Source organism: Thermomicrobiales bacterium (assembly GCA_037045155.1).
Taxonomy (GTDB): Bacteria; Chloroflexota; Chloroflexia; order Thermomicrobiales; family CFX8; genus JAMLIA01.
In genome coordinates this window covers 529,842-551,570 of the sequence record JBAOIG010000005.1, presented here as the reverse complement: position 1 = coordinate 551,570, position 21,729 = coordinate 529,842, and the positions used below count along the sequence as shown (strand labels likewise).

21 protein-coding genes and 1 riboswitch are annotated in these 21,729 nt (G+C 65.7%); of the genes, 10 read left to right on the top strand and 11 right to left on the bottom strand.

All coding sequences use genetic code 11. The features are described 5' to 3' along the window. The first annotated feature begins 139 nt into the window (after positions 1-139). Both V9F06_12695 and V9F06_12690 read left to right on the top strand, forming a co-directional pair. A complete protein-coding gene (locus tag V9F06_12695) occupies positions 140-2,428 on the top strand; it encodes an LLM class flavin-dependent oxidoreductase (protein ID MEI2618464.1) in 2,289 nt (762 codons plus the stop codon). Between the two features lie 7 nt (positions 2,429-2,435). Next, positions 2,436-3,341: an LLM class flavin-dependent oxidoreductase gene (locus tag V9F06_12690; GenBank protein MEI2618463.1), complete on the top strand. Its 906-nt coding sequence runs from the start codon at positions 2,436-2,438 to the stop codon at positions 3,339-3,341. A gap of 11 nt (positions 3,342-3,352) precedes the next feature. Here the strand turns inward: V9F06_12690 and V9F06_12685 are convergent, their stop codons facing one another. The 4 genes from V9F06_12685 to crcB are packed head-to-tail and all read right to left on the bottom strand — an operon-like array spanning position 3,353 to position 5,026. Next, the gene (locus V9F06_12685; protein MEI2618462.1) at positions 3,353-3,760 is read right to left on the bottom strand and encodes a helix-turn-helix transcriptional regulator; all 408 of its coding nucleotides are present in this window, start codon (positions 3,758-3,760) and stop codon (positions 3,353-3,355) included. Beyond that, positions 3,757-4,269: an inorganic diphosphatase gene (locus V9F06_12680; GenBank protein MEI2618461.1), complete on the bottom strand. Its 513-nt coding sequence runs from the start codon at positions 4,267-4,269 to the stop codon at positions 3,757-3,759. Before V9F06_12680 ends, V9F06_12685 begins: the two co-directional genes overlap by 4 nt. A gap of 8 nt (positions 4,270-4,277) precedes the next feature. Then, positions 4,278-4,631 (bottom strand): DUF190 domain-containing protein, encoded by a 354-nt coding sequence (locus tag V9F06_12675; GenBank protein MEI2618460.1) that lies wholly within the window; start codon positions 4,629-4,631, stop codon positions 4,278-4,280. A 26-nt stretch (positions 4,632-4,657) separates the two neighbouring features. Then, positions 4,658-5,026 (bottom strand): fluoride efflux transporter CrcB, encoded by a 369-nt coding sequence (gene crcB, locus V9F06_12670; protein ID MEI2618459.1) that lies wholly within the window; start codon positions 5,024-5,026, stop codon positions 4,658-4,660. Positions 5,027-5,083: 57 nt separating this feature from the next. Next, positions 5,084-5,160: riboswitch (Fluoride riboswitch) on the bottom strand. 91 nt (positions 5,161-5,251) lie between these two features. Here crcB and V9F06_12665 point away from each other — a divergent pair. The 4 genes from V9F06_12665 (at position 5,252) to V9F06_12650 (ending at position 8,854) form a co-directional block, all read left to right on the top strand. Further along, positions 5,252-5,725 (top strand): hypothetical protein, encoded by a 474-nt coding sequence (locus tag V9F06_12665; protein MEI2618458.1) that lies wholly within the window; start codon positions 5,252-5,254, stop codon positions 5,723-5,725. Between the two features lie 64 nt (positions 5,726-5,789). Then, the gene (locus tag V9F06_12660) at positions 5,790-6,035 is read left to right on the top strand and encodes a hypothetical protein (protein ID MEI2618457.1); all 246 of its coding nucleotides are present in this window, start codon (positions 5,790-5,792) and stop codon (positions 6,033-6,035) included. Positions 6,036-6,244: 209 nt separating this feature from the next. Beyond that, positions 6,245-7,882, top strand: a complete 1,638-nt coding sequence (locus V9F06_12655) for a thiamine pyrophosphate-dependent enzyme (GenBank protein MEI2618456.1) — start codon at positions 6,245-6,247, stop codon at positions 7,880-7,882. Positions 7,883-7,960: 78 nt separating this feature from the next. After that, on the top strand, positions 7,961-8,854 hold the full coding sequence (locus tag V9F06_12650; GenBank protein MEI2618455.1) for a DinB family protein: 894 nt from the start codon (positions 7,961-7,963) through the stop codon (positions 8,852-8,854). An 80-nt stretch (positions 8,855-8,934) separates the two neighbouring features. Here the strand turns inward: V9F06_12650 and V9F06_12645 are convergent, their stop codons facing one another. From V9F06_12645 to V9F06_12630, 4 genes are all read right to left on the bottom strand, one after another. Next, positions 8,935-10,167 (bottom strand): amidohydrolase family protein, encoded by a 1,233-nt coding sequence (locus tag V9F06_12645; GenBank protein MEI2618454.1) that lies wholly within the window; start codon positions 10,165-10,167, stop codon positions 8,935-8,937. Positions 10,168-10,356: 189 nt separating this feature from the next. Beyond that, positions 10,357-11,793, bottom strand: a complete 1,437-nt coding sequence (locus V9F06_12640; GenBank protein MEI2618453.1) for an NAD(P)(+) transhydrogenase (Re/Si-specific) subunit beta — start codon at positions 11,791-11,793, stop codon at positions 10,357-10,359. Next, positions 11,790-12,101 (bottom strand): NAD(P) transhydrogenase subunit alpha, encoded by a 312-nt coding sequence (locus V9F06_12635; protein ID MEI2618452.1) that lies wholly within the window; start codon positions 12,099-12,101, stop codon positions 11,790-11,792. The genes V9F06_12640 and V9F06_12635 overlap by 4 nt, the downstream gene beginning before the upstream one ends. Positions 12,102-12,167: 66 nt before the next feature. Further along, on the bottom strand, positions 12,168-13,361 hold the full coding sequence (locus tag V9F06_12630; GenBank protein ID MEI2618451.1) for a Re/Si-specific NAD(P)(+) transhydrogenase subunit alpha: 1,194 nt from the start codon (positions 13,359-13,361) through the stop codon (positions 12,168-12,170). 551 nt (positions 13,362-13,912) lie between these two features. Between V9F06_12630 and V9F06_12625 the strand changes: the two genes are divergently transcribed. The 3 genes from V9F06_12625 to V9F06_12615 all read left to right on the top strand — a co-directional run bounded on the left by V9F06_12625 (position 13,913) and on the right by V9F06_12615 (position 17,556). Continuing rightward, the gene (locus tag V9F06_12625) at positions 13,913-14,785 is read left to right on the top strand and encodes a hypothetical protein (GenBank protein MEI2618450.1); all 873 of its coding nucleotides are present in this window, start codon (positions 13,913-13,915) and stop codon (positions 14,783-14,785) included. Positions 14,786-14,901: 116 nt separating this feature from the next. Next, positions 14,902-16,545 (top strand): serine hydrolase, encoded by a 1,644-nt coding sequence (locus V9F06_12620; GenBank protein MEI2618449.1) that lies wholly within the window; start codon positions 14,902-14,904, stop codon positions 16,543-16,545. A 39-nt stretch (positions 16,546-16,584) separates the two neighbouring features. After that, positions 16,585-17,556 (top strand): nitronate monooxygenase, encoded by a 972-nt coding sequence (locus tag V9F06_12615; protein MEI2618448.1) that lies wholly within the window; start codon positions 16,585-16,587, stop codon positions 17,554-17,556. 34 nt (positions 17,557-17,590) lie between these two features. Here V9F06_12615 and V9F06_12610 read toward each other — a convergent pair whose 3' ends face one another. Beyond that, positions 17,591-17,854, bottom strand: coding sequence for a helix-turn-helix domain-containing protein (locus V9F06_12610; protein MEI2618447.1), 264 nt, complete (start codon positions 17,852-17,854; stop codon positions 17,591-17,593). 178 nt (positions 17,855-18,032) lie between these two features. On the opposite strand from V9F06_12610, the gene V9F06_12605 reads away from it, so the two are divergent. Then, positions 18,033-19,061, top strand: coding sequence for a hypothetical protein (locus V9F06_12605; GenBank protein ID MEI2618446.1), 1,029 nt, complete (start codon positions 18,033-18,035; stop codon positions 19,059-19,061). A gap of 45 nt (positions 19,062-19,106) precedes the next feature. Here the strand turns inward: V9F06_12605 and V9F06_12600 are convergent, their stop codons facing one another. Further along, on the bottom strand, positions 19,107-20,537 hold the full coding sequence (locus tag V9F06_12600; protein MEI2618445.1) for an SLC13 family permease: 1,431 nt from the start codon (positions 20,535-20,537) through the stop codon (positions 19,107-19,109). 61 nt (positions 20,538-20,598) lie between these two features. Next, complete coding sequence (locus V9F06_12595; GenBank protein ID MEI2618444.1) at positions 20,599-21,597, bottom strand: rhodanese-like domain-containing protein; 999 nt, start codon at positions 21,595-21,597, stop codon at positions 20,599-20,601. Between the last annotated feature and the right edge of the window lie 132 nt (positions 21,598-21,729).

The window sequence follows — 21,729 nt, the reverse complement described above, 5'->3', positions numbered from 1 at the left end:
CAGCCGAGAACACCTGCAGCGATGCCAGCACTGGCCTGGTGATGGCGGGCCTCGGTGTGGCTCCAGTGTGCTTCCGTCGCTCATGTCAACGACGAATGCGTAGAGTTGATGCGTGAAACGGATCGGTGGAAGGGGCAGCATGCCGGCATACGGTCATACGCTACGGTTCGGGGTCTTTCTCACTCCGAGTAGTGATAACCCGGACGAAGTCGTCGGTCTGGCCGAGCTTGCCGAGCAAGCGGGATTGGACCTCGTAACGTTCCAGGATCACCCCTATCAGGTGGCGCTGGACACCTGGACGCTCCTCAGCTGGGTTGCCGGCCGCACACAGCGTGTGCGTCTGGCCGCGAATGTCCTGAATCTCCCGCTGCGCCAGCCAGCAGTGATGGCTCGATCGGCGGCGAGCCTGGACCTGCTGTCGGGTGGCCGGCTTGAGCTCGGGATCGGCGCGGGCGCATACTGGCAGGCGATCGAAGCCATGGGTGGCCCGCGGCTCGATCCGGGCCAGGCCGTCGATGGGCTTGACGAGGCGCTCGATATCGTTCGTGCGATCTGGGACACGAACGAGCGCTCCGCCGTCACGCTCGATGGCGAGGTGTATCGAGTGAGCGGGGCGACGCGCGGACCAACGCCGGCCCACGGCATTCCCATCCACATTGGCGGCAGCAAGCCGCGCATGCTGCGCCTCGTCGGACGCAAGGCGGACGGCTGGATCGTCAGTCTTCCTTATCTCCAGCCGGGACAGCTGGAGTCCTCGAACGCGATCATCGACGCGGCTGCCCGCGAAGCAGAGCGTGACCCGCGAGAGATCCAGCGGCTGTTGAACATCTCCGGCCGGTTCTCCGATACACGTTGCGGATTCCTCGATGGACCGCCGGAGGCATGGGTCGCTGACCTGATGCCGCTGGCCGTCGAGCAGGGGGTCAGCGCGTTCATTCTGATGACGGATGATTCGTCCGACATCGAGCGGTTCGCGACTGAGGTCGCCCCGCAGGTGCGCGAGGCGCTGCGTCGCGAGTATCCCGAGCTGCAACATGCGACGAAATTGCGCCGCGCGGCGGTCCGCTCCATGCGGCGCGCTGGGATCGACTACGATCGAATACCGACCAGCCTGGCTGGCGACGCGGTCGAACCTGGCGACATTGGCTACGTGCGCTTTCGTTCGAACTATCTGCGTGGCGGCGCGCCGGGGCTGATCTTGCGCCCCGGCAATGTCGAAGAGGTGGCCGAAGCGCTGGCGTATGCCCGGTCGAACCCGGATGTCCCGCTCGGCATCCGCAGTGGGGGCCACGGGATCAGCGGTCGGTCGACGAATGACGGCGGGATCGTGATCGACATGGGTAAGATCAACGGAATCGAGATTGTCGATCCGGCCACTCGCCGCGTTCGCCTCGGCCCGGGCGCCCGTTGGGGGGACGTTGCTGCGGCGCTTGCGCCACACGGTTGGGCGCTCAGCTCCGGTGACTATGGAGGTGTCGGAGTCGGCGGATTGGCGACGGCCGGCGGGATCGGCTGGCTCGTCCGCGAGCATGGACTGACGATCGACCATCTGCGGGCTGCCGAGGTCGTGCTCGCCGATGGATCTCTCGTCCGCGCCAGTGAGGACGAGCACTCCGATCTGTTCTGGGCGGTGCGTGGGGCGGGGGCGAACTTCGGCATCGTGACGGCGTTCGAGCTCGAGGCCGATGTGGTTGGCGACGTCGGCTGGGCACAGCTCGTCATCGACGCGAGCGACACCGCCGGCCTCCTGCAGCGCTGGGGCGCGGCGGTCGAGACGGCGCCACGCGACCTGACCAGCTTTCTGATCGTCGGGCCGCCTCGCGGCGGACAGCCAGCGCTGGCCTACGTTCTGGCGGTCGTCGATTCGAACCAGCCAGAGACGATTATCGACCGCGTGCAGCCGTTGGCTGACGTTGGGCCGCTCTACAATCACCAGGTGGTCATCACTCCGTACGCCAGCACCATGGGCAACGCGCAAGGCGGTATCCACGATGCTAGTGGGGAGCCCGCGGCTCGCTCAGGGCTGATCGAGCACATCACGCCGGAGTTCGCGGCCGCCGCTGCGCGGCTGATCCACAGCCGGGTCGTCTACTACTTCCAGATCCGGGCGGTCGGCGGCGCGGTCTCCGATGTCGACCCGGACGCAACCGCCTACGCTCACCGCGCGGCCAACTTCCACGTTACCGCCTTCGGCAGTAGTCACGCCCGGCTGAACCAGCTCTGGGACGATCTGCACCATCACTTCGACGGCATCTACCTGAGCTTCGACACCGATCCGCGCCCGGAGCGAATCAACGATGCATTCCCTCCGCGGACGCTTGAACGCCTGCGTGCGGTGAAGGAGCGCTACGACCCGGAGAACGTCTTCCGTGACAACTTCAATGTTGCGCCGCGTCGTGGCAATGAGTTTTCGCTCGAAGGGACTTGAGAGCTCGATGGCTGACTATCGACATGACCTGATCTTCGGTGCGTTCATTACTCCGACTGCAGAACCGATCATGCATGCCGTTGACCTTGCGATCGTCGCAGATCGCGCCGAGCTGGATTTCGTCACGTTCCAGGATCATCCGTACCAGCCGTCGTTTCACGACACCTGGACGCTGCTCTCCTACGTCGCCGCGCGCACCGAACATGTCCGGCTGAGTGGCAATGTCCTGAACCTGCCGCTGCGACAGCCGGCCGTATTGGCGCGGAGCGTCGCGAGCCTCGATCGCCTCAGCGGCGGTCGGGTCGAGCTGGGCATCGGGGCTGGCAGCTTCTGGGACGCAATCCAGGCGATGGGTGGTCGCCGCCTGAGTCCGGGGCAGTCTGTCGATGCGCTGGAGGAATCCATCGACATCATGCGCCAGATCTGGGACACGTCGACTCGTGGTGGAGCGCGGGTGGACGGAATGCACTACCAGGTTCGCGGGGCCAGGCGCGGGCCGGCCCCGGCCCACGACATCAACATCTGGGTTGGCGCGTATAAGCCACGAATGCTGCGGTTGGTGGGACGAAAGGCGGATGGCGTGCTCCCATCGCTCAGCTACCTGCCGGGAGGGCTGACGGATCTCGACGGGATCAACGCGATCATCGACGACAGCGCTGCCGCGGCCGGCCGCGATCCCTCAGCAATCCGACGGCTGTTGAACATCGCCGGCCAGTTCTCGTCGACCAGTCGCGGCCTGTTCAACGGAACTCCGAGGGACTGGGCGGAGCAGATCGCGGCAGTCGCGGTGCAGTATGGCGTCAGCGGCTTCTTTGTTGCCGCCGACGATGCGCAGACAATCGAGGTGTTTGCCCGGGAGGTTGCTCCCGCTGCGCGCGAGCTGGTTGCAGCGAGTCGCGGCGCTGGCGTGTGATATTCGCGGCTCTACGGTTTGCCGTCCGCGCGGTCCCGATACTGCAGATAATCGGCGAAGCCGGCCAGCTCGCGGCGCTGCGCGTCGGTCAGCCTCGCTGCGGACTCGACGACACTCGCGAGCGCATGGTCACGGTTGGAAGCCGGGTGATCTCGCGACAGCTCATCGATGATCAGCGACAGGATGGCCGGCAGCGTAAGGTCGCAGGCTTCCGCGACAGCGGCCAGCGTCGAGACGCTGGGGATCGCGTCATTTCGCTCGACGGCATAGAGCGAGGTGTGCGCGATGCCGACACGCTCGCCAAACTCGCGGAGCGACCAGCCGCGGTCGGCCCGTAGCCGGCGGAAGACGACCCCGGCGGCATCGCGGTAGCGCGCCTCCGCCCGCTCCTCGACCGTCTGCCCGCGCCGCGCCGTCATCCGTTGCGCGCCACCCGGGCGGCCGCCCACGTCTCGCGCGATCGTTCGATCATCTCCCAGGCTTCGTCTACCTCGTGCCAACCGAGCACTTCCGTGTCTTTCGGCTCCAGCAGCTTGTAGGTGGCGAAGAACGCCTCGATCTCGAGCAGGGTGTGCGGGGCCATATCACGCAGCGTGTGGACGTGGTCGAAGCGTGGGTCTCCGGTCGGCACGGCCAGCACCTTGAAATCGCTGCCCTTCTCATCGGACATGTCCAGCCCGCCGATGGGGCGCGCCTCGACGACGCAGCCGGGGAAGGTCGGCTCGTGGACGACGACGAGGATGTCGAGATGATCGCCATCCGGCGCGAGCGTGTGGGCGATGAACCCATAGTCGGTCGGGTAGTGGACCGACGAGTAGAGCACGCGATCCAGCCGGAACTGACCGGACCCCTCATCGAACTCGTATTTGTTGCGGCTCCCCATCGGAATCTCAATAAAGGCGTCGACGACGCCGCGTTCCGTGCTCATTATCTCTCTCAATCATCTCCCGGTTCGCCATCGCGATGCCGGTACTTTACGATCTCAACATCGATAACAGTAATCAGCCCCTCGTTCACCATGTCGTCGAGCATTGGCAGGATGCGTTCGATGCGTTCGGCGCTGTCGACGACATCGATCACCAGCGGCAGATCCTCCGACAGCCGCAGGATACGCGCGGTGTGGATGCGTGAGTGCGCGCCAAACCCCTCGATTCCTCGCAGAACCGTCGCGCCGGCCACCCCTTCGCGGCGCAACATTTCGACGATCGCCTGAAATAGCGGCTTGCCCTGCCAGCGATCCGACTCACCGATGTACACCCGTAGCCACTTGCCCGGCCCCTGAATCTTCATGGCCGTTGCCTCCTCCGCGTCAGTCATCAAATCAGCCGCGCGGCGATAATGCCGAGATAGACGGCCACCAGACCGACGACCAGTGATCCTCCGCTGTTCAGCCCGGCGCGCAGGTATTCGCCGTTCTGGATCAATTGCATCGTCTCATATGTCCAGGTCGAAAACGTCGTGTAGCCGCCGAGAATGCCGACCGTAATGAATACGCGATGATGCGGATCGATGATAAAGCGATCCTGAGTGAGCGTCGTGATGAAGCCGATGAGGAATGCGCCGGAGATGTTGACGACGAAGATCGCGAATGGTCCCGGCCCCAACGATGTATTGATCCACCCGGACAGCAGGTAACGGCTCACTGCGCCGATCGCTCCGCCAAGTGCCACCCAGATCGCAGCCATCGCCGTGATTTCCCTTACGTCGTTTGCGCGAAACAAAAAACCCCTGGCCCGGCATCAGCTGGGGCAGGAGTCATTGGCGCGTTCGCGGTTCGGGCGGCATCGCCACCCTGGCGGACTCCACCGCCGTCCCGCATTCTATCGCACGTTGCTTCGAGGCATCCGCGACCGTGATCGAGCTGACTTACCCGGGCAGGATGTGTCTTCCCGCAGAGCGGAGCACGACGTATGCTGATCCAGGTTGGACGTGATGATCCCGGAAAGGACACGATGATGATCGACACTCTACCGCCTCGTAGTGCCCAGGCCAGCCGGCTCGTCCGTAACGACACGCCGATGCGCCAGGCTCGCACCTGTTACGACCACCTGGCCGGGGTGCTTGGTGTTCGCCTCATGGACGAGCTACTGAGGCGTGGCTGGCTGGAGGTCAATCGGGACGATGGACGCCGTGTTCACTACCAGCTAACGGACGCCGGCCGGCAGGCGCTGGCCGCGCGAGACGTCGATGTGGAAGCTGCCGAGGCGGCGCACCGGATGCACGCCTATGGCTGCACCGACTGGACGGAGCGCCGGCCGCACCTCGGCGGCGCGCTAGGCGCGGCGATTCTCGCCGCGTTGTCCGATGCGGATATCATCGCTCGGACGCCGGGTGATCGCACCGTCGCGGTGGCTGGCTCGCTCGACGCCTGGCTGGCCGGATAATGCCGGAGCTCGTGGCAAGATTACCAGTGGCTCGTCTGCTGGGGCGGCCAGGGGCAGGGAGGCCATGAGCACGAGCACGCCGGACGGCGAACCGATGCCGGAGGCTACCGACGAAGCCACAGCGGATGCGGGCCACCCACGGCCGGCCGCGAAGGACGAGTTCCTCGTCCCCGGTCCAACCTCGGAGTCGAATGCAGGGCTGGCGCGCTGGGGTATCACCTGGATCGTCTTCTCGATCCTGCTCATGCTCGTGATGCTCGGGATCACCGTCGTCTGCTATTTCATCGGAACCTGGCTGCATCTCGGCTGAGCGTATCCGCGCTGCGATTGCGGCGCTCCAGATGCTGGTTTCCTGCGTCCGCGCTGTGCCTCGTCGCCGAATCAGCATTTCTGATGCGCAGCATGCGTGGTATCAGTATTTCGTGAAATCGCATACAATATAGTTTGGCCGTTTCAATTGAATCGAACCGGCAGGGTTGAGACCGCGCGCGTCGCGGCCGGAGGAGAGAAGGAGCCAGGGTGGCACAGCTGACCGGGGGACAGGCGATCGTCCAGTCCCTGAAGAAACATGGCGTCGACACGATGTTCGTCCTGCCGGGCGTCCAGCTTGACAACATCTTCGACGCGCTCTACGACGAGCAGGACAGTATCAAGCTCTATCACACCCGCCACGAGCAGGCGACGTCGTACATGGCCGATGGCTATGCGCGAACAACCGGCAAGCCTGGTGTCTGCCTGGTCGTCCCGGGCCCGGGCCTGTTGAACGCGACTGCCGGCCTCTCGACCGCTTATGCGACGAACTCGCCGGTGCTCTGCATCGCCGGGCAGATTCAGTCCGACCTGATCGGCGTCGGCCGTGGGGTTCTGCACGAGATCCCGCACCAGCTGGAGATGATGGCCTCGGTCACCAAGTGGGCAGCGCGGGCCGAGAAGCCCGAGGATGCCCCCGCGCTCGTTCGCGAGGCGTTCCAGCGCATGCTCTCCGGCCGGCCGCGCCCGGTCCACCTGGAGATGTCACCGGACATCATGGGCAAGCTCGCCGAGATGACGCTGCTCGACCCGGCCGAGATCGAGACCTCGACCGGTGACCCGGACAAGCTCGAAGCTGCCGCCAAGGCGCTCGGCGGCGCCAAGAAGCCGGTCATCTTCGTCGGCGGCGGCGTGATGGACGCGACCGAAGAGCTGCTGGCCCTGGCCGAGATGCTCGAAGCGCCGGTTGTGATGTCGAGCAACGGCCGCGGCGCGGTCTCATCCCGTCACTACCTCGGACAGAACATGCTCGTCGGCCGCGATCTGTGGAAGGACGCCGACGTCATCCTCGGCGTTGGCACGCGCATGTCGCAACCGCTTGGGCAGTGGGGCACCGACACCGACTGGACATTGATCCAGATGGACGTCGACCCCGAGGAGATCGGTCGCACCTACGAGCCGACGATCGGGATCGTCGCCAACGCCAAGGCTGGCCTGGCCGCGCTCGTCGAGCGCACCGGCAAGTACAACTCCAAGCGCGACTCGCGCGAGGATGAGCTGAACGCGCTCAAGGCGCGGATCGACGACGTGCTCCACGAGCTCCAGCCGCAGGCTGCCTTTGCCGGCGCGGTTCGGGCGGCACTGCCGGACGATGGTATCCTCGTTGCTGAGAGCACCCAGGTTGGCTACTGGTCGAGCAACGGCTTCCCGGTCTACGAGCCGCGCACCTACGTGACCTCGGGCTACCAGGGCACGCTCGGCTACGGCTTCGCCACCGCGCTTGGCGCGCAGGCCGGCAACCCGGACAAGCGCGTCGTCTCGATCAACGGCGATGGCGGCTTCATGTACAACGTCCAGGAGCTCTCGACCGCCGTCCTGCACAAGATCCCGCTGACGACGGTCGTCTTCAACGACAACGCCTTCGGCAACGTCAAGCGCATCCAGCAGGAGAACTACCGTGGTCGGACGATCGCGAGTGATCTGCTGAACCCCGACTTCGTCAAGCTCGCCGAGTCGTTTGGCATGTTCAGCGTGCGAACCGAGACACCAGACGGCCTGCAGGACGCGATCGCAGAGGCGTTCAAGCAGGACGGTCCGGCTCTGATCGAGGTGCCGGTCGGCCCGATGCCGAACCCGAGCCGCCTCCTCGGCTACGGCGTGCCGCCGAAGAAGCACCGCAAGGACTGAGCATCCCTACCCGAATACACTGATCTCAGCCCGCAGCCCCTCGCACCGTCGAGGGGCTGCCCATTCTCAGGAGGCATCATGTCCGAGGCTCGTGACCTGCTCGCCGAGAACCGCGCTCATCGCCGCGCCATCTTCGACCAACTGGATGGCATCCCAGCCGAACGCATGGGCGACGAGACAACCTGGGCCGGCGGGCCGGTGGATGTCCGCTTCATGTTCCTGCGCTTCGCCGACCATGAGGAGGAGCACGAGCTCTCGGTCCAGACGCGGCTGATTGAGTCGGGCTTTCGCCAGACGACGGCCCAGCGCATCCTGGCTCGCGCTGAAATGACCCGCGGCGATCTGCTGGCCGCGCTGGTCGGGCTGAATGACGCCGATCTCGACCTCGCGCCGGAGGGGGAATGGCCACTGCGCCGGACGCTGGCCCATGTCATCAACAGCGAGCATTCATATCGGGTCCAGACGCTGCACTCGGTTGAGCTCTTCCGGGCTGGCAGAGCCTACGAGCGACCATCGGATGATGTCCTGCCGCCGTCGGTTGATACTCAGCTCGACGGCACGCTGGATGACTTCATCCTCCGGTTCGACGCGGCCCGGGAAGCGGCGCTCGCGGCGCTGGCCGGCCTGCCGGACGATGCCCTCGCCGCGCCGACGGTCTGGTTTCAGCGCCCGACCGACGTGCGGTTCCGACTGATGCGCTTCGCCCACCACGAGCGCGAGCACACCGCCCACATCCTCAAGTGGCGCGAGCAGGTCGGCCGCGCGCCGACCGAGGCCCAGCGACTGCTCGGACTCGCCTGGCGCGCGCGCGGCGTCCTGGAGAGCCACCTCGTCGGCATTTCGGATGAACTGCTCTACATCGCGCCCGAGGGCGAGTGGCACATCCGCCAGATCCTCGCGCATCTGGCCGGAACGGATGCCTGGCTGCGCGACCAGATCCTGGGGGCGACGCGGGCCACTTCGCAGGAGTAGAGTCGGCCCTACGGATGGGTTGCTATGCAGACAAGAAAGGACGAGGCGCTCATGTCGCCTCGCCCTTTGCGTAGATCGTCTTACAGCCTGTTGGAGGCGACCTCTCCGCCCTTCATGACGAACGAGATGCTGGCCGGCTGGCGGAGGATGGCGACGTTGTCCAGCGGGTCGCCGTCGACCAGGATCAGATCGGCCCACTTGCCGGCTTCGAGCGTGCCGGTCTTGTCGCCCCATTGCAGGAGCTCGGCGGCCGTCTTCGTTGTCGCGACGATGGCGTCCATCGCCTTCATGCCGGCCCGGCACATCAGATCGACCTCGATCGCGTTCTCGCCCTGCCGATTGAACGGGGTGCCCGCGTCGGTCCCCATCGCGATCTTGACGCCGGCCTTGTAGGCGCGGGCGAAGCTCTCCAGGTGCGCCTCCTGTGCGGCGCGAGCCTTGCGCACGGCATAGACCGGGATGCCCGCCTCTTCGCCGTACTCAACGATCTGGTAGACGGCGTTGAGCGTCGGGACGAAGTAGACGTTGTTGTCGATCATCATCTGGGCAGCTTCGTCGTCGATCCAGAAGCCATGCTCGATGCTGTTGATACCCGCGTTGATCGCGTTCTTGATTCCCTGGTTGCCCTGGGCGTGGGCGAAGGTGTAGACGCCGTGCATCCTGGCCTCGTGGATGCCGGCTGCCATCTCTTCGACGGTGAACTGCGGCACGGCCGGCTCGTCGCCGTCCGACATGACGCCGCCGGTGGCCGAGACGAACTTGATGCAGTCCGCGCCCATCTTCAGCATCAGGCGGGTTGTTCGACGCACTTCATCCGGGCCGTCAACCAGGCCGGCGTTGTCGATGTGGACCTCGGGCTTGTAGTAGCTATCGCCGTGGCCGCCGGTGCTGGTCAGGCCGTAGCCGGGCGCGCGCATTCGTGGGCCGACGACGAGTCCGGCGTTGATCGCGTCACGGATAGCGATGTTCGTGTAGCCGTGCGCGCCGGCGTCGCGGACGGCAGTGAATCCGGCCTCCAGCAGCGCCTTGGCGTGGACAACCGACTTGATCGCGGCGTATGCGTTCGTCTCCTTGAGCCGACGCATCGGGTTCGGGCTGCCGTCCGAGCCGATATGGATGTGGGTGTCGATCATGCCCGGCATGATCGTGCGGCCCTTGGCGTTGATCACCTCGGCGCGGCCGGCCGATATCGCGCTGGCTGGCCCGACCTCGACGATCTTGTCCCCCTCGACCAGCACCGCGCCGTCAACGATCGGGTCCGTGCCGGTGCCGTCGATCAGCACACCGCCGCGAATGAGATACCGTCCTGCCATTGTGAATCTCCCCTCTCTCTGCTTCCCCACGCCGCGTCACGGCGTTTTCGGGGGTACTGTACCGCAACTGGACCTCACCCCCTGCCCCCTCTCCCCGCGGGAGAGGGGGCAGGGGGGGTGAGGTCCCCAACACCAACGCGGGCGGAGGATCACTCCCCCGCCCGCGTCCCGCATCCAGTCTCCTGGCCGCTATGCTGCCTTGACTGCCTCGATCAGCTTGCTGAGCGAGGCGCGGGCGTCGCCGAAGAGCATCGAGGTCTTCGGGTCGTGGAACAGCATGTTCTCGATGCCGGCGAAGCCGGAGCTCATGCTGCGCTTGAGGACGATGATGTTCTTCGCCTGGTCGACGTTCAGGATCGGCATCCCGTAGATCGGGCTGCTCGTGTCGCTGCGCGCCGCCGGGTTGGTAACGTCGTTCGCGCCGATGACCAGCGCGACGTCGGTGTTGGCGAAGTCGTCGTTGATCTGCTCCATCTCGTAGAGATCGTCGTAGGCGACGTTGGCCTCGGCGAGGAGCACGTTCATGTGGCCAGGCATACGGCCGGCCACCGGGTGGATCGCGTATCGCACATCCACGCCGCGCTCCTTCAGCATGTCGGCCAGCTCGCGAACCTGTTGCTGAGCCTGGGCGACGGCGAGGCCGTAGCCCGGCACGATGATGACACGCTCGGCGTAGGCCAACGGGATCGCCGCGTCCTCGGCGGTGATCTCGCGGATCGGCAGTGCGTCGCCACCTGCGCCAACGGCGGCGCCGGTGGTGTGGTGCGCGCCGAACGCTCCGAACAGCACGTTGGAAACCGAGCGGTTCATTGCGCGGGCCATCAGCAGCGTCAGGAACGCGCCGGATGCGCCGACAAGCGCGCCGGCCACGATCAGCGCCTGATTCGACAGCTGGAAGCCGGTGATCGCCGCCGCAACGCCGGTGAAGGAGTTCAGGATGGCAATGACGACCGGCATGTCCGCGCCGCCGATCGGCAGGACGGTTCCCAGCCCGAGCAGCAGCGCAAGGGCGAAGACGGCCAGCAGCATCAGCTTGGCAGTGCTGCCTTCGACGAAGCCGCCAGCGACCGCGACACCGAGCACGGCGATGCCGAGCGCGACGACCGCGTTGATGACATTCTGACCGGTCCAGATAATCGGCCGGCCGGAGATCTTCTCCTGCAGCTTGAGGAAGGCGATGACGCTACCGGAGAACGAGATCGAACCGATGATGACGCCGAGAACGACCGAGACGGTCTGTCCGCGGCTGAGGTCATCGCTGAGATGCATGAACTCGCCGATGGCGACTAACGCCGCCGTCGCGCCACCCATGCCGTTGAAGATCGCGACCATCTGCGGCATCGCCGTCATCGGCACCTTGCGCGATGGGTAGGCCGAGGCGACTCCACCGATCGCGATGGCGACGATGATCAGGGCGACGTTGGTCATCGACATCCCGACGCCATGCTCGTCGTGGAGGAAGAAGGTTGCCAGCACGGCGATTCCCATGCCGACCGCGGCGATCTGATTGCCCTGTCGCGCCGATGTCGGGCTCGACATGTAGCGCAGACCGAGAACGAACAGGAACGCGGCGACGAGATAGGCGAGACCGATCAGCCCGTCGCGCGTGGTGAACAGGTCGATCATCGCTTCTGCCCCGCCGATCCAGCGCCCGGCTTGCGCTTGAACATCTCCAGCATCCGGTCAGTGACGACGAAGCCACCGAATACGTTGGCCGCGCCGAGGATGACCGCGAGGAACCCGATGGCTTGCAGCCACCACTGGTCGGCCCAGCCGAGCACGATCATCGCGCCGAGAAGCACGATCCCGTGGATCGCGTTCGTTGCCGACATCAGCGGTGTGTGCAGCGTCGACGGCACCTTGCCGATGACCTCGACCCCCAGCAGAATCGCCAGCAGAAACACGTATATCCCGAGGATGACCTCGTTATCCATCCGCCTGCTCTCCACTCATGACGCTCTACCTCTCCTACCCCTACGACCGGTTTCCGGTCACGTACGCTAGCTGCGCGGCGCCATTGCGTTCTTCGTGGCCTCGTGGACAACCTCGCCGTTCATCGTGATCGTCGTGCCCTTGATGATGTCGTCGGCGAAGTTCATGTTCAACGTGCCCTGCTTGGTCAACATGATCGCCAGGAGATTCTGCAGGTTCTTGGAGTACATCTGGCTGGCGTGGAATGGCAGCGTGCTCGGCAGGTTCGTCAGGCCGACGATTGTCACGCCGTTCGGAGTTGTGATGACCTCGCCGGGGACGGTCAGCTCGCAGTTGCCGCCGGTCTCGGCCGCCATATCGACGATCACAGAGCCCGGCTGCATTCTGGCCACCGTGTCGGCCATGATCAGCTTCGGCGCTGCCCGGCCCGGGACAAGCGCGGTTGTGATGACAACGTCCGAACGCGCGGCGCGGTTGGCCATCGTCTCCTGCTGACGGCGCAGCAGCTCCGGCGATGCCTCGCGCGCGTAGCCGCCCGTGTCCTGCGTCTGCGCCTCGATGCCGGTCATGTCGACCTCGACGAACTTGCCCCCGAGCGACTCGACCTGCTCCTTGACGACCGGACGAGTGTCATACGCCTCGACGACAGCGCCGAGGCGACGGGCGGTCGCAATCGCCTGCAGGCCGGCAACGCCCGCGCCGACAATCAGCACCTTGGCAGGCGCGATTGTGCCGGCGGCAGTCATCAGCATCGGGAAGATCTTCGGCATGTTGTCGGCTGCCAGCAGTACTGCCTTGTAGCCGCCGAGCGTGCTCATCGCGGAGAGCACGTCCATCGATTGGGCGCGCGTTGTCCGCGGGATAGCGTCCATCGAAACCGCCGTCACCCCGCGCGCGGCTAGCGCGCTGACGAGGTCGTGGTTGACCAGCGGCTGGAGCATCGCCAGAAGGGTGCTGCCCTTCCGTAGCAGCGCGACCTCCTCCGGCTCCGGCTTCTGGATCTTCAGAATCAGGTCGGCCTGACCGTAGACCGCGGCAGCGTCTGGGACGACTGTCGCGCCCGCCGCCGCATAGGCGTCGTCGGTGTGGGCTGCCTCGAGGCCCGCGCGAGACTGGACGAGGACCGTGTGGCCGGCGGCCACATACTTCTTGACAGCGTCGGGGATAAGCGCGACTCGGCGCTCGCCCTCGACGATCTCCTTCGGCACGCCGATCGTCACCGGGCGGGCCTGGGCAGCAGCTGAAGGTGCGGATTCCACCATAACCGGTATGCCTCCCAGAGATTGAACGAGCCAATAGATGGTCATCGCCCACCGCCGCGCAACCCGTGCCTGGCGGTGCGCCAGATGCCTCTCGTCGGCCTGACGTGGGTATCGACGGCTCGTTGGCCCAGCCTCTGCCGCGGCCATGATCCGACCCCCATCGGACGGCCCGGTTTGCTGGCCGAAGCGCGGAAAGCGCACGTCGCCCCGACGGCCCTGCGCGTCGACACTCCTCGAATTGTGAATTCTACAACGAATTACCACTGCGCGCTCGGGTGCGCAAATCTCGATTTCCGGCCGGGAGGCGCGCCGAGCAAGGTCGAGCCTGGTCTCCTCGTCCGTCCCCCGGCCGGCCGTTGGTCGATGGTTCGTGCGTCTGGCAACCGGCGTGCCCTGGCAGGTCAGGGTCGGCAGGCGTCAGTCTGGCGGGGAATACTTCTGATCGACGGCGGGGCCGGGAAGTCCCGCCGTCACTGATGTCTGCCGCGATTGATCGTCTTGAGGGTATCGAACTGTGCGATTCCGACCTGCGCTGATTCTCCTGCTTATTGATGCTCTTCGCGTTCCCGCTCGTCTCCGCCGCCGCCAGCACCGGGTCGCCGATCTGGAACCCTTCCTTCCAGCGAACCTGGGCGCGGACCGACCAGCCTGTCTCCGATCTAGCCGTCAGCCGTACCTGGATGTGGGGGCCAGCCGGATACAGCGGCGGCGTTGTCGAGCCCTACGCGGAGGCGAAGGGCGGGAAGCGCATCGTCCAGTACTTCGACAAGTCGCGGATGGAGATCTCCAGCGACCCGACAGTGTCGCCGGATTCCGCCTGGTACGTCACCAACGGGCTGCTGGCCAGGGAGCTGATCACCGGTAAGGTGCAGGTCGGCGATAACAAGTACTGGAGTTGGGAGCCAGCCCAGATCCCTGTCGCGGGTGACGCAGTCAACCCGGTTGCGCCAACCTACGCGACGTTCGGCATGCTCCTTGGCGCTCGGCCCGCGACAGATGGTCAGACCCTGACGACCCGTGTCTGGCGCGAGGGCCGCACCACGCATGATGCGCAGCTGGCCAAGCACGGCGTCACTGCCGGTCATCGGGTCCAGGTCTGGGGTATCGACCACCAGGTGGCGTCGGTCTTCTGGGAGTTCATGAATTCCAGCGGCCTCGTGCTCGACGGCGGCAAAGTGGTTCAGGGCAAGCTGTTCCAGGACCCGTTCTACGCGACTGGCTATCCGATCACTGAGGCGTACTGGGCAAGGGTGAAGCTGGCGGGGGTAGATCGCGACGTGCTGATCCAGTGCTTCGAGCGTCGCTGCCTGACCTACACGCCCGACAACCCGGCCGGCTGGCAGGTCGAGGCCGGCAATATCGGGCAGCACTACTATCGCTGGCGCTACGCCGACAAGGCTCCGGTTCCAGCGCCGATCGGCTGATGCGCGTGGATCATCGGGCCTGCTCGCCAATTCTCACCTGAAGCACGGTGTTCCCCTCTGTTGCGGTAGCGTGTATCGTGGCCGGCAGAAGACAGGGAGTGGGAACGGGGGAATGGGTGAGCTGGATTGATACTGGGCTGGACGCAGCGCTCGGCAGAATCGACGCATTCGTCAACAAGCGGCTGGGCCATGACACCGAGCCGGGCATCGCGCTTGCGCTGACGACGCGCGACCAGTTGCTTGGTGTCGCGACGGCCGGCCTGGCTGATGCGGCGGGCGGCGCGGCGCTACGCGCTTCTCATCTGTTCGAATTCGGGTCGATCGGCAAGTCGTTCACCGCCGTCGCGCTCCTGCAACTGCGCGAGGAAGGCCGGCTCGACCTCGACGCGCCGGTGACCGACTACCTGCCGTGGTTCGCGGTGCAATCCGATTACCCGCCGATCGCCACCCACCACCTGCTCAGCCACACCTCGGGGCTGACCGGTGGGACTGACTTCGCGCCGGATCCTCGGTATGAGGTCTGGGCGGCGCGTGATCTCCACGTCGCCCATGCACCCGGCGAGGCGTTCCACTACTCCAACCTCGGCTACAAGGCGCTTGGCCTGCTGCTGGAGCGGTTGGAGGGCAAACCGTACGCTGAGATTGTCCGCGAGCGTCTGCTCGACCCGCTTGGGATGCGCGACACCATGGCGGTGATCGCCAATGCCAACCGGCCGCGACTGGCGACCGGTCACGTCTATCGCGATACGGACCGACCGCATCGCCCAGGCGACCCGCTCGCGCCGGCCAGTTGGCTGGAAACGAACACTGGCGACGGCTGCATCGTCTCGACCGCTGCCGACCTGACCGCCTGGCTGCGGATGCTGCTCAATCGCGGGTCTGGCTCGGCCGGCCGGATCCTCTCCGAGGAGAGCTTCGCCCTGCTGACCCGGCCGGTCATCGAGATGTCGCCCGGCTCCGGCCGCTGGTATGGCTACGGGCTCATGACGTTCGAGCAGGACGGCCAGCGGCTGCTCGGTCACACTGGTGGCATGGTCGGCTACGTGTCGGCGATGTTTGGCGATGTCGAACGCGGAGTTGGCGCGGTCGTGATGGTCAACGGCCCCGGCGCGCCGTTGCGGATTGCCACCGACGCCGTCGCTGTACTGGCTGCCGCGCACGATGGCCGCGATTTGCCGTCCCTCCCCGACGAGCCGGACCCCGACGCAGTCCCCGATGCGGAACAGTTCGCCGGTGTCTACCGTTCTGGCGATCGCGCCTGGGAGATCGTTGTCTCGGGCAACCGGCTGTCGCTGGTGGCCGATGGCCAGCGTGCGCCACTCCTTCCGCTGGGTCCGGCCGCATTTCGCGCCGAAGACCCTGCGCTCGCTCATATCTGGGTTCGCGCTCAAGTCGAGGACGGTCGCGCCGTGGCGCTGACCCACGGCGGCGATGTGTTCCATCGCGAGGGATTGGATGCGCCGGAGACGGCCGCGCTGCCGGAGGAGTTGCGCGCCTACCCCGGCCATTACCGCTCGCACAACCCGTGGGCGTCCGATTTCCGCGTTGTCTCGCGCGAAGGGCGGCTCTTCCTGCTCTTTCCGGAGCCGCCGGACGGCTTCGAGGGCGATCAACCGCTGGACCCGCTGCCGGATGGCTCGTTCGCTATCCGGTCAGGCGATTATGCCTACGATCGTATTCGATTCGACACCGTTGTTGATGGCGAGGCGCTGCGGGCGAATCTCTCCGGCGCCGACTACTATCGGTTCTTCACGCTGTAATTCGCCGTGGCGTTGGCCGGCGATAGTCTGGGGGGTGACATGCTCCGCACACCACTGTGTGATCTGCTGAAGATCGACGCGCCGATCATTCAGGCGCCGATGGGGGGCGCGGCAACAGGCCGACTGGCGGCGGCGGCATCGAACTCCGGCATCCTGGGGAGTATCGCCGCGCTGAGGATGAGCGCCGACACGCTGCGCGACGAGATCGAGGCGGCCCACGAGCGCACAAACGGCTCCTTCGCCGTCAACCACGGGTTGACGATCTTCGACGAGGAAGCGTTTCAGTCGACGCTCGATGCGCGGCCGGCCGTCATCTCCTTCGCCCTTGGCGACCCCGGCGACCTTGTGGCCCGCGCCCACGCGGCTGGCGCGGTCGTCATTCAGCAGGTGGTCACCGTCCGCGCGGCGGTGCATGCGGCCAGAAACGGAGTAGACATCATCGTGGCCCAGGGAACCGAGTCGGGCGGCAACACCGGCATGATCTCGACGCTGGAGCTCGTGCCGTTGGTGGTCGACGCTGTCTGGCCGGTGCCGGTTGTTGCGGCCGGCGGGATTGCCGATGGTCGTGGCGTCGCCGCGGCGCTGTCGCTCGGCGCGCAGGGCGTGAACCTGGGGACTCGCTTTCTCGCATCGCGTGAGGCGGAGATCGCGGAAGGCTGGAAGGAGATGATCGTCGCCGCCGGCCCGGGCGACATCATGAAGCTGGACGCCTGGAACGCGATCTTCCCTCCCGCGCCTGGCGATTACGCAACGGTGCCCTCGGTGATTCGCACTCCGTTTGCCGAGCGTGTGCAGGCGGCCTGGCGTGCCGGTACGCTCGATACCGAAGAGATGCGTCGCGAGATCGCCATTGCCGCCGTTGCTGGCCGCCAGTACGAGCTCGTTGCAATGGCCGGCCAGAGCGTCGGGATGATCGACGCCATCCTGCCGGTGAACGAGATCGTCCCGCGTATCGTTGCCGAGACGGTCGACGCGCTTCGCGCGGCCGGAGCGGCGATCGTAACGACCTAGCCACACCCCGGCCCGGAGGACCTCGCGAGGATTGCTACTCGCCGGCGCGCGGCTTCTCCGTCGCTGGCTCGAGCATCGATGACATCTCTGCATGACGACGATGAAGCCAGTCGAGCGCATCGACTCTTCGGATATCGATCACACGGTGCTCGATGGTGTACGCCTTCAGACGGCCAACGCGCACCTCGTGCCGGATCACCTCCGGACTGACATCGAGCAGCTGCGCAAGCTCGTCTGGTGTGTAGTGGTCCTTGTGCATGAGGTCGGTCAGTGACTTCTGATAATCGGGAAACAACATCGGAGACCTCCTCCCCTGGGTTCGAGAGGTTGCAGGCTTCTGTTCTACGCCCCTGACGGCATCGTCAATATCGACAACTACGCATATCGCGTGCCGCGATCGTGTCTCGGCCAACCGGTAGAATGACGGCACTGGCGGGCGGCTGGCATGTTCGCGGGATAATGAGGGGTCTTACACTGTGTTCGATGGTGGCACGCCTATTCTGACGCTGATGCTCGCTGTCATTGGCGGCGCGGCGTTGGTCGATGTCGTCCGTAATCGCCAGGCGCTGTTCGACGATCGCCTGACGATGGACGAGCGGCAGCGCCTGACCCGGCTGGCGTTGTTTGTCCTCGTCCCGTTGAGCGTGATCCTCCACGAGCTCGGTCACGCGGTCATGGTGAAGGCGTTCGGCGGCCAGATCGTTGGCTGGGGCTTCTATCTCTACTATGGGTACGTCGAGCACACCGGCTACTACACGCCGATCCAGCTTGCATGGATCGCCGTAGCCGGGACGGTGGTCAACGTCGTCCTCGGCCTTGGCGCTATCGCCTGGGCCTGGTTCCGGCCGGGCAACGTCGCGGTGCGCTATCTGTTGTTCGTCTTCGGCGCGTTCAGCCTGCTCAATTCGCTGGTGTTCTATCCGCTGCTCGACGCGCTCGGTGGTATATCTGGCGACTGGGAGACGATCTACTCGCGCCAGACACCGATCTTCAGCGCCGTCATCGGGTTGCTCCACGCGACGATTCTGATCGGCGGCGTTGCCCTCTGGCGTAACACCAGTATCCGCGCCGGATATGAGCGTCGCACCGGTCTGCGACGGGAAACCGCGGTGTTCGCCGGCCCGCAGCCAGAGCGCCAGCCCGACGGTAGTCAACGAGAGTTGGCCGGCGTTCTCGCAGTCGCCGCGGCGGCTGCCAGCAACGGCTGGCGGCACCCGGTCACGATTGCGACCGACGATCAGTCCGGCGGAGCGCAGGTCGTTGTGCGCTGGGCATCGGGCGGCTTCCAGCGCGCACTACTCGTCCACGCTGCGCCAGACGGCAATCACACGCGCGTCGAGCTTCACGCCGCCGTACAGGCGCTCGAGCCATCCTCTCATCCATTTCAGCGCCAGCTGGCCCGGGTCGACGGCATCCCGACGACCGAGGAGCTGACCCCGTATATCCGCCGGTTCCTCGATTATGTCGATACCTGGGACGGCGCGACCATCACAACACCGAACTGATTGATCTGTCACAGCGCGGTCCGCGAAGCGAGCACCCCGCGCCGGTCAGGGACGGACGGACTCCCCCATCAGCCCCCACCAGGGCAAGGCCACGAGCAGAATCGTCGTGACGCTGGCGATTGTCAGGATGACTCCTGCGCGCGCCAACTCCCCCGCCGCGTAATGCCGCGTGCGGTAGGTGATCAGCGCCGTCGCGAGCTGGACGGGGTAGAAGATCGTCGTCTGCGAGATGATCGGCGCCATCAGCCCGACCACGACCGGATTCAGGCCGAGCGGGCCGGCCAGCGACATCAATAGTGGGATCGTGATGCCCAGCACGGCTGTGCGGTTCGGAAGAATTGCGTTGACAACCGCAACGATTGCCATCAACACCAGCAGTTGTGGCACCAGCGCGAACGTCTCCAGCGGCACTTGATCGACGATGGTCGCCGCGACCCACGCCGCCGCGCCACTCTGATTGAGGGCCGAGGCGAGCGAGAGGGAGCTGGCGGTGACCAGGAAGATCACCCATGGCGACCCCTCTTCGAAGTCTTCCCAGCGCAAGACGCCGACGAGCGGCAGGAACAGGGCGGTCGCGCCTATCAGCGCCGGAACGGCTGGGTTGAGGTGATGGATGAAGTCGGTCAGCCAGAGCGTTGTCGTCGCGCCGATGATCACCAGTCCGCGCCACTCGGCCGCGCTCATCGGTGACAACGCCGGCGTCGATGCGCCGCCTTCGCCGATTGCCGCCGGAAGCTCACCCGGCCGGTAGAGCAGAAACAGGGAAATGCCCACGATGATCAGAATGGTGTACATCGGCACCGACATGAGGACGAACCAGTGAGCCCAGGACATGCCGCCGACGAGCGATGATGCAACCACCGGCACTGCCCCGCCGGTCAGTACGGCGGTCGATGCGAGTGGCTGAAGAATCGCCGTCCCAATCATGACCAGACGCGGCAATGGGTGGCCGCGGCGGATCCTGTGGGTCTGAAAGACCGACTCGTAGGTCGGGATCAGCATCGCGGTGCGTGTCAGCGCCGATGGAACCAGCACCGCCATCGGCGGCATCATCGCCATCATCTGGGCGTAGAGTCGCCGGCCGCTCCCGCGCGCGCCGCGAACCAGCATCTGAGCCAGCCGGCGAGCGAGCCCGGTTTTGACCGTTGCGGCGCCGAGCGCCAGCGCGCAGAGCAGGAAATAGGGCGCCGGGGACTCGAAACCAGCCAGCGCCGTCTTCAGTGCCTCGTCGCTCGTGCCGGGGCCGACCAGCGCCAGCATCGCGACGACCCCGAGTGATGTCGCCGCGATCGGCATCGCCTCCGACATCCAGAGGATCAGCCCGGCGATAACCACCGAGAGGACGCGCACACCCCACGGACTGAGGTCATCGATAGTTGGCGGCGCGATCGAGGCCATGACTGGAAACGCAAAGGCGACGGCCGTCACGATCAGCCGCCGTTGCTGAAGCCTGGTAGATGCCCGATCCTCACTCAACCGCGCGCGCTCCCCCAATGCCGATGCTACTGGTTGTTCCGTAACCCGGCCAGCATCCGCCTCAGAGCGGGGCCACCGGCCAATCCCTGTTGGCGCCCCACTCCGCCCATGAGCCGTCGTAAACGCGGACACGCGACACTCCCAGTGCCCGAAGCGCAATGTATGGAAGGCAGGCCAGCGTGCCGTGCAGCCCGAAGACGACGATCTCAGGGATATCTGCCGGCACACCTGCCGTCGCGAGTTGTTCGCGCAAGGCATCCGGGGCGATGAGTGCCGGACTATCGCCTATCGTAAGGAACGTCTCGCGCGGCAGCCAGTGGCTATTGGGGATTGTCCCCAGGCGCAGCCGATCGAACCATGTCTCCCGGCGCTCCGCTGCTGTGCGCGTATCAAGAATCGCCAGATCATCCCGCTCAAGCCACGTCGCGAGGTCGCGGCCATGGGCCACGACGCTTTCGTTCTGGCGAATATCGATCCCGCCCTGTCTGTGATTGGCCTGCCTGTTACCGGCTATCAGGGCGGCCGCGTCCCACGCCTGTTTGCCGCCGTCGAGCAGCCGGGCATGGGTGAACCCGCTGGCATGCAGCATCCAGATAACCCGGCTGGCCCAGACGCCGCCGGATCGGTCATAGCAGACGACGGAGGAGTCGGGCATGATCCCGGCATCGCGGATAAGCCGCTGCCGCCCATCCGCGCCGGTCAGCATTCCGTAGATGTCATTATGGATTTCGATCGTGTCTTGCCACCAGACGTGCGACGCGCCCGGCAGGTGGCTCTGGCGATACGATCGCGCCGACGAACAGTCGATGAGGCGCAGCGTCGGGTCATCCAGCCGGCCAGCAACACCTGCTGCGGACATCAGCAGCGTGCCATCGGGATACGCGTCGGTCGAGAGGACGGGTGCCTCGCCGATCTCGTTGCCCTGCGGCAGGCACGCGCTGGCCAGAAGCCCTACCCCGGCCGCGAGCAGCGCGCGCCGGCTCAACCGGATGGCTGCTGGCACATCCGTTGCGAAGTCGGTGGCGAAGGCGCGACCAGGTTCGTTGGCTGGCGGTTGCATAACAATGTGTGTGATTTCAGCGATCTTTCAGGTCGTCTTCACCGATGCCTCAGACTGATGCCCGACACTGAGGCCAGAGAATTCCCGGCTCTGCCCCGGGGGACGTCTCCGGTCGGTCGAGCCGATGATGCC

Bases quoted from the DNA above. Each gene is read 5' to 3' on its own strand.
- V9F06_12680 (MEI2618461.1), bottom strand. From the start codon at position 4,269: ATGAGCACGGAACGCGGCGTCGTCGACGCCTTTATTGAGATTCCGATG.
- V9F06_12610 (MEI2618447.1), bottom strand. From the start codon at position 17,854: ATGTTGTTTCCCGATTATCAGAAGTCACTGACCGACCTCATGCACAAG.
- V9F06_12675 (MEI2618460.1), bottom strand. From the start codon at position 4,631: ATGAAGATTCAGGGGCCGGGCAAGTGGCTACGGGTGTACATCGGTGAG.
- V9F06_12615 (MEI2618448.1), top strand. From the start codon at position 16,585: ATGCTCCGCACACCACTGTGTGATCTGCTGAAGATCGACGCGCCGATC.
- V9F06_12630 (MEI2618451.1), bottom strand. From the start codon at position 13,361: ATGGTGGAATCCGCACCTTCAGCTGCTGCCCAGGCCCGCCCGGTGACG.
- V9F06_12695 (MEI2618464.1), top strand. From the start codon at position 140: ATGCCGGCATACGGTCATACGCTACGGTTCGGGGTCTTTCTCACTCCG.
- V9F06_12690 (MEI2618463.1), top strand. From the start codon at position 2,436: ATGGCTGACTATCGACATGACCTGATCTTCGGTGCGTTCATTACTCCG.
- V9F06_12685 (MEI2618462.1), bottom strand. From the start codon at position 3,760: ATGACGGCGCGGCGCGGGCAGACGGTCGAGGAGCGGGCGGAGGCGCGC.
- V9F06_12625 (MEI2618450.1), top strand. From the start codon at position 13,913: ATGCTCTTCGCGTTCCCGCTCGTCTCCGCCGCCGCCAGCACCGGGTCG.
- crcB (MEI2618459.1), bottom strand. From the start codon at position 5,026: ATGGCTGCGATCTGGGTGGCACTTGGCGGAGCGATCGGCGCAGTGAGC.
- V9F06_12640 (MEI2618453.1), bottom strand. From the start codon at position 11,793: ATGATCGACCTGTTCACCACGCGCGACGGGCTGATCGGTCTCGCCTAT.
- V9F06_12665 (MEI2618458.1), top strand. From the start codon at position 5,252: ATGCTGATCCAGGTTGGACGTGATGATCCCGGAAAGGACACGATGATG.
- V9F06_12635 (MEI2618452.1), bottom strand. From the start codon at position 12,101: ATGGATAACGAGGTCATCCTCGGGATATACGTGTTTCTGCTGGCGATT.
- V9F06_12645 (MEI2618454.1), bottom strand. From the start codon at position 10,167: ATGGCAGGACGGTATCTCATTCGCGGCGGTGTGCTGATCGACGGCACC.
- V9F06_12660 (MEI2618457.1), top strand. From the start codon at position 5,790: ATGAGCACGAGCACGCCGGACGGCGAACCGATGCCGGAGGCTACCGAC.
- V9F06_12595 (MEI2618444.1), bottom strand. From the start codon at position 21,597: ATGCAACCGCCAGCCAACGAACCTGGTCGCGCCTTCGCCACCGACTTC.
- V9F06_12650 (MEI2618455.1), top strand. From the start codon at position 7,961: ATGTCCGAGGCTCGTGACCTGCTCGCCGAGAACCGCGCTCATCGCCGC.